Source organism: Bacteroidota bacterium (assembly GCA_018692315.1).
Classification (GTDB): domain Bacteria; phylum Bacteroidota; class Bacteroidia; order Bacteroidales; family JABHKC01; genus JABHKC01.
The window spans coordinates 11,753-23,968 of sequence record JABHKC010000018.1 but is presented as its reverse complement, the minus strand read 5'-3'; the positions used below and the strand labels follow the sequence as shown (position 1 = coordinate 23,968).

Below are 12,216 nucleotides of genomic sequence, written 5' to 3'. Positions count from 1 at the left end.
AAAACAGAATGTTACAAAGAATGCAATTGGAAAATAGAAATTATGTAGGAATATATTTTATATCTAATTTGAGTTTTATTAATATTTCATAATATGACCAACAACTTTCATCAACTTTTAAATAGCATTAAAAATGTTTCGATATGCAATTACAATAAAGATTTTTTATTGTCGTGGCAGAAAACAGATAGCGAAATTCAACAGATAGTCTTAGTTGCAGAAGCCTTGAAATATTTGCGTGAAAATAATATTGCTACAAATTGTTTTCAATCGGGCCTTGCAATTTCTTTATTTAGAGATCAATCTACCAGAACTCGTTTTTCTTTTGCCTCGGCTGCTAACCTTTTAGGGCTTGGAATTCAAGATTTTGATGAAAAGAAATCGCAAGTATCTCATGGCGAAACAATTCGCGAGACAGCAAATATGATTTCTTTTTTCACAGAAATTATTGGAATAAGAGATGATATGTATCTTGGCGAAGGAAATTCTTATATGAAGGAAGTTTCCACAGCTCTTAAAGAGGGCTATGATGAAGGAGTTTTGCAACAAAATCCAAGCATAATAAATTTGCAATGCGACATTGATCATCCTACTCAAACCATGGCAGATTTGATACACTTAAAAAATCATTTCGGCTCTATCGAAAAATTGAAAGGAAAAAAGATTGCAATGAGCTGGGCATATTCGCCAAGTTATGGCAAGCCACTTTCAGTTCCTCAGGGGATTATAGGTTTATTAACCAGATTTGGAATGAATGTAGATTTAGCTTTTCCTGAAGGCTACGATTTATTACCGGAAGTTATTAAAATTGCAAAAATAAACGCAAAAAAGAGTGGAGGAGAGTTCAATATTTCAAACTCAATGGACGAAGCATTTGCCGATGCAGATATTGTTTATCCTAAAAGCTGGGCACCACTTCATATTATGAAGGAAAGAACCGAACTGCTTAAAACAAAAAATACTGATGCCCTGCAAAAACTTGAAATACAGTGTCTTGAAAACAACTTTAAACATAAAAGTTGGGAGTGTAATGAAACAAAAATGAATTTGACAAATAAGCAGAACGCTTTATACATGCATTGTTTGCCAGCAGATATTTCTAATGTATCGTGCAAAAATGGGGAAGTGTCTGAAAAAGTTTTTGAAAAGTATAGAATTCAAACATACAAACAAGCCGCAAACAAACCTTATGTTATTGCAGCAATGATGCTTTGCAGTCGCTTTAAGGAAGCTGCAACTACATTAGGAAACTTATATGATGAAGGTTTAAAAAGAAAATTTGTATAATTTAAATTTTGAGATTTACATTATGTCATAACTATTTAATATACTGTCAACAAAAGATTGTTAGTTCAAGCTTTTGTTTAATATCAAATTGATAAAATAAAATCGCGATTAATGGAAATAATAAACAATGGAATAAAAACTGTAAATAAAGATGGATATTTACGCATAGAAAAATACAATGACGAGACTACAACAAAATTAGCAAGTCATTATTATGAAATCTTGAAACTTATTGGCGAGGATTCTGAAAGGGAAGGCTTACTAAAAACCCCGCTGCGAGTAGCAAAAGCAATACAATTTTTGACAAATGGATACAGCATTGAGCCATCAGATATTGTAAAATCAGCAATGTTTAAAGAAGAATACAAGCAAATGGTTATCGTTAAAGATATCGAAATATATTCTTTATGCGAGCATCATTTAATACCTTTCGTTGGTAAAGCTCATGTTGCATACATACCAAATGGTTATATCACCGGACTTAGCAAAATTGCCAGAGTAGTTGAAGCATATGCACGACGATTGCAGGTTCAGGAACGCATGACTACCCAGATTAGAGATTGTATTGATTCTACCTTAAACCCACTTGGTGTCGCAGTTGTGATAGAGGCTCAACATATGTGCATGCAAATGCGTGGAATACAAAAACAAAACTCTGTTACCACAACATCTGCATTTACCGGAGCCTTCGAGAGAACCAAAACTCGCGAAGAGTTTATACATTTAATTGGCTCGAAATTATACTAATAAGATTTTAACCTATGTCAGAAAGTTAAAATCAAATTGAAATTTGTGAGCATATAAACCTAAATTCAATGAAAAGCACACTTTTAGATAAAAAGGCTAATTTTGGGACAATGCCTGTTTTTATGACGGCTATTTCTACAATTTTGGGTGCTATTCTATTTTTACGTTTTGGATACGCAGTTGGCCATGTTGGTTTTTCTGGAGTTGTTGCAATAATCATTATTGGGCACTTAATAACTATCCCAACTGCTCTTGCTGTTGCAGAAATTGCAACTAACCAAAAAGTTCTGGGCGGAGGTGCCTATTATATCATTTCTCGCTCATTTGGTTTAAATATTGGTGCTGCTATAGGAATTGCACTCTATCTTTCTCAAGCCATAAGTGTAGCTTTTTACATAATAGCATTTGCTGAAGCTTTTGATCCTCTCATTCAATATGTTGCCGATAATTTTGGCTGGTTGATTTATGATAAGAGATTAATTAGTTTGCCTACAATGGTTTTAATTTCCATTTTGATTTTGACAAGAGGAGCAAATTTTGGCATGAAAGCCTTATATATAGTTGTTGCACTACTTTTTACTTCCATTCTTCTTTTTTTCATGGGAAAATCTACCGGTTCCATCGAAAGTGTAAACTATCAAGCGCATATCGACAATCCGGATAATTTTTTCTACGTATTCACAATTATTTTTCCAGCCTTTACAGGTTTGGCTGCCGGTCTTGGATTGTCGGGCGATTTGAAAGATCCGAAAAAATCTATCCCGAGAGGTACTATTTTTGCTACCATAGCAGGAATTGTGATATATATAGCAGTGGCATTCAAATTAACAATTTCAGCCAGTCCTGAAGAATTAGCCTCAGATCAATTAATTATGCAAAAAATTGCTTTATGGGGACCAATCATCCCAATTGGATTGGCAAGTGCTTCTTTATCATCAGCAATAGGCTCAATTATGGTAGCACCTCGAACATTGCAGGCAATAGGCTTAGACAAAATATTTCCGCAAAGTAGAATTAATAAATGGTTTGCAAAAGGAAAAGGAGCTTCGAATGAGCCTATAAATTCATCATTTATTACAATAATCATTGCAGTATTTTTTATTGCAATTGGCGATATTAATTTTGTAGCGCAAATCATTTCAATGTTTTTTATGGTAACATACGGAGCAATTTGTTTAATCTCATTTTTAGAACATTTTGCTGCCGATCCTTCCTACCGCCCTACATTTCGTTCCAGATGGTATTTTTCATTACTTGGTGCTGTTCTTTCTTTTTGGCTTATGTTTAAAATGAATTTGACATATGCAGTCTTATCATTAGTGATAATGGCTTTGATATATTATTCTATAAGCAAATACAATAAAGATAGAAAAGGCTTGGTAAATCTATTTAGAGGTGTGATTTTTCAATTAAGTCGTCAGTTGCAGGTTTTTACTCAGCGAGCCGATAAAGAAGGACACGATAGCCATTGGAGACCATTTATGGTATGTATCTCTCAGGATTCATTCAAACGCAGAGCAGCATTCGATTTATTGCGATGGCTTTCGTATAAATACGGTTTTGGAACATACATTCACTACATAAATGGTTTTCTGAATGAAGAAACAAATAAAAATTCTAAAGAAATTTTGTCGAAACTCATAAATCTTGCTGCCGGAAGCAAAAATAGAGTGTATCTCGATACAATAATTAGTCCGTCTTACACTTCAGCTATCGCACAGGTAATTCAGCTCACAAGCATTTCCGGTAAAATTAACAATATGATTTTGTTTGAATTTTCGAGAAGTGAACCCGAAAGTTTGTTTGATGCGCTAAAAAATTATTCATTACTAAAATCGACAGATTTTGATGTCTGTGTTTTGAATACCTCATACAAAGGATTTGGATACAGAAAAGAAATTCATGTTTGGATAACCGAAAACGATTACGAAAATGCCAGCCTGATGATTCTTTTGGCCTACATAATTTTAGGTCATCCTGAATGGAGAAAAGGCTATATCAAAATATTTGCGTTATATCCACAAAACAAAATTGACGATGAGAGAGAAAAACTTTTAGCTCTGATAAAATCTGGCCGTTTGCCCATTTCTCCAGAAAACGTAGAAATAATTCCATTAGAAACTAAAAAAGGAGTAAAAGATATTATATGCAAATCTTCGGTTGATGCCGATTTAACAATCACCGGATTTCTTGGAGATAATATTACTATTGAAGATATTGAGATTTTTACTGGTTTTAATGATAATTTAGCCAACATACTTTTTGTAAATTCTAATAAAGAAAAAGTGATAAACAAGTATTAATTATGTGTATTATTAATAATAACTTATGGGGACTTCTTAAAATAGCAAATTTCAAGGCGTAAGAAATTTCAAAACCGCAGTTTACTATTGTAAATGAGGATTTTGAAATTTTGAAAAAACGAAGAAATTTGCATTTTTAGAAGTTCCCTTATTAAATACCTTAAATTAGATTAAATTATTAGTTCGAGAATTGCAATTCACAGCAATTAACCTCTGACACGCCTCAAAATTATTATTAACCATCATTTTCTTGCAAAAGAAAAAATGACCTTCTAAATCATAATTTGCGCTTGTCCAAAAATCGGTAATTATATTAGACACCTCCCCTTGAGTTTTTTGTAAATCTTTCATTATCAGCCTATAATTAACATTCAAGGTTAGAAAGATTTCGTCATAAAGGGACTTTATAAACAAACTCTAATTAGTGATGCATAACAAAAAATGAACTTATTTAATATCTTTAAAATGACTTTTAATAAGTTCAACAAGTTCATCTTTTACAATTGGTTTTGTGATATAATAATTGCAACCGCAACCAATTGCTTTTTCTCTATCGCCTGACAATGCAAAGGCAGTTTGTGCAATGATGGTAACATTTTTATTAAACTCTCTGATTTTTCTTGTAACATTATAGCCATTCATATCCGGCAGTCTTATATCCATTAAAATCATGTCAATATCAGGATTATTAAAACATATTTCAACAGCATCTTTTCCAGTTTTTGAATGTAAAATTTCTTTGCACAGATTTTTTAATATTAAGCTAAGATACAAATCAATTTCTTCTTCATCTTCAACAATCAATATTTTCAAATTTTTAATCTTAAATTCTGAATTTGAATTGAATATTTTATATGCATTTTTGCTAATTGCATTTATTCCTGCATTATAAGGAATCGTAAAATGAAAAATCGAACCCATACCTAATTCGGATTTTACCCAAATTTTACCTCCAAGCATTTCTATATATGCTTTCGATATAGATAAACCCAAACCTGCTCCTTCATACAGTTTTGATTCAGAAATATCGGATTGTATAAAACGATCAAAAATAGCTTTCTGTCTATTTTTGGCAATTCCAATACCTTCGTCCTTAATATAAAATTCCAGTTCGTTAGGTTCTTTATTTGTTTTAAGGAAATATCCTAATTCAATTATGCCTTTATTAGAATACTTAATTGCATTTTTTAATAAGTGGGTCAGTATTACAATTAGTTTCTCAACATCAGTTTTAATATTTGCATTTTGATCACCTAATGTATTTATAATGATAAGGTTCATTCCTTTTTCTTCAACTTCAGTTTTATATATATTATAAAAGTTTTCGTTTTGTTTGTTTAAATTTATTTCTGAAACAGAAATCTTCACCTGTCCTGATTCTATCAATGAAATATCCATCAAATCTTTAATAGTTTTCAGCATGCGGTTGCCACTTTGCTGAATAATTCTTAAGAATTCTTGCTGTTCGTCGCCAGAAAGATTTGGTTCTTTTAATAATTCAATAAAGCCTTGAATACCATTCATTGGTGTGCGTATCTCATGGCTTACATTTTGTAAAAAGGCGGTTTTAAGACGGTCGCTTTCTTCGGCTTTTTTTAATGCGATAATCAAATCCTCTACGGCCTTTTTCCTATCTATTGAAATACTGATCTGGTCAGATACAAATTCAAGCATTTTCAAATCGGATTCGTTAAATGTATTTTTATCTGTATAATTTTGTACTGCAAAAACTCCTGTTACTTTTCCTTCAATTTTAAGTGGTACTCCCAGCCAAACTTCTGAATCTGTCCCAATTAATTCAACTTCACCTGATTGAACTAGATTATTTTTCACCTCTTTTGTTGCCAATAGTGATTTTTTGTTTTTTACCACATAAGCTGTTAGTGTTTTTTCTGCCGAAAATGTTACGATTTTATCAAATTTGTCTATATGAAATGGTAATGAAAATTCATTTGTTTTTTCATTGTACAAGGCTACATAAAAATTTGTTGTATCAATGATTGTCCCAAGCTCTTTACGTATCAGATCAATTAATTTTTTAAGATTATCAGTGGTGATAGCTGCATTGGAAATATTGTATAATACCTTTTGAATTTGCTCGGCTCGTTTTCGTTCAGTAATATCTTCAGCAACTTTTATATAACTAATTGTTTTTCCTTGTTTGTCTATAATCGGAGAAACAGATGCAGCTTCCCAAAATAGTTCTCCGTCTTTCTTTTTATTGTGAAATTCTCCCCGCCACTCTTTACCTGAAGTAATTGTTTTCCATAATTCTTTATAAACTACATCAGATTGATAATCTGATTTCAAAATTTTTGGATTTTGACCTATGGCTTCTTCAAAAGTATATCCGGTAAGATCAGTAAATTTAGGATTCACATATTCTAAGTTTCCCTTTAAATCTGTGATTGCAATTACTGAAGGGCTTTGTGCTACAGCAATAGATAGTTTTGAAATATCTTCTTCTGCTTTTTTTCGTACACTAATGTTGCGCCCTTCAGGAATAAGATATTTAACACTACCATCCTCGTCAAAAATAGGATGCATGCTAAACTCAATCCACATTAAAGAACCATCAGCTTTACGAATCTGTATGTCGTGGATTAAGGTCTCGCCACACCCACATTGCTCAACAAATTTTTTTACAGTTTGGCGGACTTCTTCCGAATGGGTCCACCATGCACAATTGTAATATTTCTTGCCCACAACATCTTCAAGTCTTAGTCCTCCAACTTTTAGAGTTGTATTATTAACAAAAATCACTTCTCCGTTCGGTTTTAAAACTGTAACAAAAGTTACCATATCATCCAGGAGTACCCGATGGAATCGTTCGCTTTCCTTCAATGCTGATTCCGTGTACTTGAGGTCGGTGATGTCACGTGAAATACCTAATACGGCATAAATTTCGCCTGTGTCGCTCTTTAACGGAACTAAACGTGTACTTTGCCATACTTCATGTTTTCCATATGAAATTTTAGCATCTTTTATTATTGGCTTGCCGGATTTGAATACTTGTTGAAGATCTATCTTTTGGCTTTCAAATACCTCAGGAGGAAACATCATTTTGCGTGGTTTCCCAATTATATCTTTCGGTAATTGTCCAAACAGACTCGCTCCATAGGAATTTACAAATGTAATATTATCTTGGCGGTCGATGATGAAAACAGAATCCTGAGCTGCTTCTGTGAGGGTTCTATATCGTTTTTCACTTTCTTTCAACTCATCCTCTGCTTTCTTTTGCTTGGTGATGTCTCGGTTTATTGATAAACATGCTTTTATACCCTTATATTCAATCGGTGTAACAATAACTTCTACCCAGTATTGAGTTCCATCCTTTCTCCTTTTTTTCTCAGTAGTAGTAATGGGCTCACCATTTAACAAGTTTGTGTCCCATTCATCAAGACTGATCTCTCCGGATTTAGGAATGGCAAGATCTTTCGCTATATTCATACCAATTAGTTCATTTCTTGAGTAGCCTGTTTGTTTTTCTGCTGCAGGATTAATTTCCAAAATTTGTCCCCTGTTAATAAAACCAATTTCAGCAACAAAAACAGCCTCACCTAAATTATTAAAAAGTCGTTTGAACCTTTCTTCGCTCTCAAAAATGGTTTGAGCAGCCTCACGACTTTGTAGTTCGACTAATCCCTGCTCGGCAAGCATTACTGCCATTTCAGATAAAAATTCCATTACTTCTTTGAATTTCCTTTCTGATACAACCGGAACCTTTTTAAGTGCTTCGAGGTAAGTATCCACATTGTAACCATAGGTTTCAGCTTGTTTTCTGAACTGTTTAATATCAGGTTTTTCGAAAAGTATCTGGCCTGTAACAAGATTTGCTACGTGTGTGCCCTTAATGATAATTGGTGTAGCACCATCTATTAACCCATTTTCGCAGTGTTTGATGTTTAGTGACTTTTGCTCATTCAGCAAAGAGGTAAGTTCCAAATTGCTTTGCTTGCAGTGAATTTCCGAGTTGGATAAACTACGGTGGTACTTGGTGCAAATATCCCTCCAACCTGTACGGATAAGTAACTCCTGATTGGGATATGAAATAAGTCCTGTGGTAAATCCTGTGGCCTTCGAGAATCGTTCGAACACCGCACGTAACTGGTCTATATCAACTAAATCCTTAAATGAATATTTCCCATCAACTAAGTGTTTTTGATGTTGATCTTTAGTTTTGTTATCAAGATTTTCCATATTTTAATATTTTTTGAGCAAATTTCGAGTTATTTACTTCATGTCATTTATCTCGTACTATACTGTTTTCGTACTGCAAATGATAATTAATGACAACCTAATAACTACTTTCACAAATATTTTTCAACTTCCTCATAGATTTATTCATATTTTTGGTTTTGAAATATAATTATTATAGTCTGTTTCAGGAGTTTTTTGCGATCTTCTTGATGAGATATGGTAATTTATGCAATGATAGCATTATCATCTTTCTTGTTTTGTTCCATAATTCTTCCAACATAATTATGTAAGTTACTGTTTTGTCCTATTTTAATATTTCCTATAACAATAATTCTTAATTTCTTAAAATTTCCAATAATCAAAGTCAAACCTTCCAAAGGTAAAAAAAATTTGATTAATTTAAAAACATTTTTACGTGTTTGTAATAATCAAATATTAACAAAAGTTATAGAAAACCAATATCTTAGTTGGAATTATTTTAAAAAATATAATTTCTTAAAATTGTTGAATCAAGGAGGATAAAAACTTTAATACTCTAAGTTTTCTTATTGCAAATAAAAATATTAAATAATAATCTATTATTGATAAAACAGCCTGATAAACTACATATTAAGTATTAATAATTTATAATTTATTAGATGCAAAAAGCATATTATCTTTGCAAATTTTTCAATCGACTGTAAATGAATATATATCTGAAAGATGTAGTAGGAGAGGAGCGTAGAACTTTCAAACTTCATTTGGCATATTCCATTATTGAAGGAATAATTGCCGGAATCTTAGTCTTAAACGAATTTGTATTTATAAAAAGCTTACTCGGAACTGATTATCAGCTAAGTTTTTTATTTCAGTTTTCTGTAGTTGTTTTTTTGTTTTCAATTTTTCTAATGGAAATTTTGAAAAGAATTCAAAACAAAAAAAAGCTGCTGCGAATTATTTCATTTTCAACACGTCTGCCATTAGTTTTATTAATGTTTTTTCCGAGCAACAGCGAAGAAATGCTTGGAAGTTCGTACTATCACTACATTTTTCTTGCAATATTTTTTGTCTATTTTCTTGCTTCTACAATTGTTCTTCCTACAATAAACGCATTTTTGAAGAGCAATTATTCTCATCATAATTTTGGAAAATTATATAGCTATGCTACTTCTGTCAACAAAATTGTATTACTAATTTCAACATTCTTTTTCGGTTTCTTGCTCGATTACGACAATTATGCCTTCGTGTACATATATCCTTTTCTCGGTTTGCTTGGTATAATTTCAATAAACCTTCTTTCTAGAATAAAATATGAGGAAATCCCAGTAAACTTGAATAGGAAAAAATTTTGGAAAACCATTGCTGAGTCAATAAATAATATGATTGATATAATTCAAAAAAACAAGCCATATCGCGATTTTGAAATTGGTTTTATGCTCTACGGATTTTCGTTTATGGTTTCGGTTTCGGTGATAACCATTTTTTTTGATAAAGCACTGAATTTGAATTATTCGAGTGTTGCTTTTTACAAAAATGCCTACAATATTCTTGCAATTGTTTTATTGCCATTTTTTGGGAAACTTCTTGGAAAAATCGATCCACGAAAATTTGCAATAATCACTTATTCCGCATTACTGCTATATTTTGTATTTATGACAATTACTGAATATATGCCACAACACTTCATAGTTTTTGATATTAAAATCTATTATTCGCTTCTTCTATCGTTTTTTTTCTATGGAATTTTTGCTGCAACTATGGCTTTGCTTTGGTTCATAGGTTCGGCTTATTTTTGCAAGAATGAAGATGCTGGTCAGTATCAGTCAATTCATCTGACTCTGACAGGTGTTAGGGCTGCGTTTGCCCCGATTATTGGAATATATTTTTACAATAAAATTGGTTTTTCAGGCAATTTTATTATTGCAATAGTGTCATTAGTTTTTGCAATTGGCATGATGTTTTGGTCTTTAAAAAAATCGAAATAAATTATCAACAAACTATACTACTGAAAATAAGTCGTTTTTGAACATATTTTATGATTAGTTAAATGTCAAAAAACGACATGTTCATAACTTTGGCAAAATTGATATTCATAAGTTTGGCAATATTATAATTTTGTAAATTTTATCTAAATAGAAATTCAAATGAGTTCAAAAAAAAGTTTCGATTCAAAATCTCCGGAAAATCAGCAATCATTAATAGGTAAGCTTCCTCCGCAAGCAGTTGATGTAGAAGAAGTTGTGCTCGGTGCTTTAATGCTTGAGTCTAATGCAATCGATTCTGTGATAGAACTTTTAAAACCCGAAAGTTTTTATAAAGAGCAACATCAAAAAATATATAAAGCAATTTTTCAATTAGCTTCAGCAAACGAATCAATTGATATACTTACAGTTACAGAGCAGTTAAGAAGAAACAACGAACTTGATGAAGTAGGCGGGCCATTTTATATTACACAATTGACAAGTAGAATTGGTTCGGCTGCACACGTAAATTTCCATGCCAGAATTGTCGTACAAAAATATATTCAACGAGAGCTGATACGTGTTTCGAGCGAAATTCAAAGAAAAGCTTATGATGAGAATAATGATATTCTCGAACTTTTGAATTTTTCTGAATCCGAACTTTTTAAAATTTCTGAAGGAAATATCAAAAAAGAAACTCAGGAGATTAAACCGCTTGTAGATGAAGCTATTAAGAGAATTGAGGAAGCTGGAAAAAATTCTAAAGAATATAGCGGCGTACCTTCGGGTTTTACAAATATTGATAGGATTACCTCGGGTTGGCAAAAATCCGATTTGATAATTATAGCAGCCAGACCATCGATGGGAAAAACTGCTTTTATTTTATCCTTAGCAAGAAATATTTCGGTTGAGCTTGGTCATTCCGTAGCAATTTTTTCTCTCGAAATGTCAGCCGTGCAGCTTGTAAACAGACTAATAGTTTCAGAAACAGAATTAGCTTCCGAAAAAATCAGAAATGGAAAATTGGAAGGTTTTGAGTGGGAACAGCTCGAAAAGAAAATATCCAGCTTACAGGAAGCGTCAATTTTTATTGATGATACGCCGGCAATTTCAATTTTTGAATTACGGGCAAAATGCCGAAGACTGTTGAAGCAGAAGAAAAAAGTTGAATTGATAATGATTGATTATCTCCAGCTTATGACTGCCGGTATTGATATGAACCGAGGAAATCGAGAGCAAGAAGTAAGCATAATTTCTCGATCGCTAAAGGCTCTCGCAAAAGAGCTTGACGTTCCAATAATTGCACTATCGCAGCTAAATAGAGGTGTGGAAGCTCGGACAGGAATTCACAAAAGACCAATGCTTTCAGATTTGAGAGAATCGGGTGCTATAGAGCAAGATGCTGATATGGTGGTTTTTATTCATCGCCCGGAATATTATGGACTTGATGCCGACAAAGAAGGAAATTCTCTAAAAGGTGTAGCTGAAATTATAATTGCAAAACACAGAAATGGAGCTACTGAAACTGTAAATCTTAAATTCTTGCCGCATTTTGCAAAATTCGTTGATGTTGATTTTAATATTTTTGCAAATGCAGGAAATCCGGTATATTCCGAAAATACAGTTAGCGTACCCTCAAAATTTAATAGCCAGGAAGAAGGTTCAGGTACAACTGATAATTTCCCAACTAATGATATTTTTAAAGAAAAAGATAATGATCAATCGGCTCCTTTTTAAGA

The 12,216-nt window shown here is 32.4% G+C and carries 6 protein-coding genes; 5 read left to right on the top strand and 1 reads right to left on the bottom strand.

Annotated features, from left to right (window positions below; translation table 11 throughout):
- Positions 1–93: 93 nt before the first annotated feature.
- The 3 genes from ygeW (at position 94) to HN894_01255 (ending at position 4,337) form a co-directional block, all read left to right on the top strand.
- Positions 94–1,287 (top strand): knotted carbamoyltransferase YgeW, encoded by a 1,194-nt coding sequence (gene ygeW / locus HN894_01265; GenBank protein ID MBT7141936.1) that lies wholly within the window; start codon positions 94–96, stop codon positions 1,285–1,287.
- 111 nt (positions 1,288–1,398) lie between these two features.
- Positions 1,399–2,034, top strand: a complete 636-nt coding sequence (folE, locus tag HN894_01260; GenBank protein ID MBT7141935.1) for a GTP cyclohydrolase I FolE — start codon at positions 1,399–1,401, stop codon at positions 2,032–2,034.
- A gap of 68 nt (positions 2,035–2,102) precedes the next feature.
- Positions 2,103–4,337: an amino acid permease gene (locus tag HN894_01255; protein MBT7141934.1), complete on the top strand. Its 2,235-nt coding sequence runs from the start codon at positions 2,103–2,105 to the stop codon at positions 4,335–4,337.
- Between the two features lie 447 nt (positions 4,338–4,784).
- On the opposite strand, the gene HN894_01250 is transcribed toward HN894_01255, so the two are convergent.
- Positions 4,785–8,537 carry a PAS domain S-box protein gene (locus HN894_01250; protein MBT7141933.1) on the bottom strand — a complete coding sequence of 1,251 codons (3,753 nt, stop codon included), beginning with the start codon at positions 8,535–8,537 and terminating at the stop codon, positions 4,785–4,787.
- A gap of 683 nt (positions 8,538–9,220) precedes the next feature.
- Between HN894_01250 and HN894_01245 the strand changes: the two genes are divergently transcribed.
- Positions 9,221–10,501 (top strand): MFS transporter, encoded by a 1,281-nt coding sequence (locus HN894_01245; protein MBT7141932.1) that lies wholly within the window; start codon positions 9,221–9,223, stop codon positions 10,499–10,501.
- Positions 10,502–10,660: 159 nt separating this feature from the next.
- Positions 10,661–12,214, top strand: a complete 1,554-nt coding sequence (gene dnaB / locus HN894_01240) for a replicative DNA helicase (protein MBT7141931.1) — start codon at positions 10,661–10,663, stop codon at positions 12,212–12,214.
- Positions 12,215–12,216: the final 2 nt, after the last annotated feature.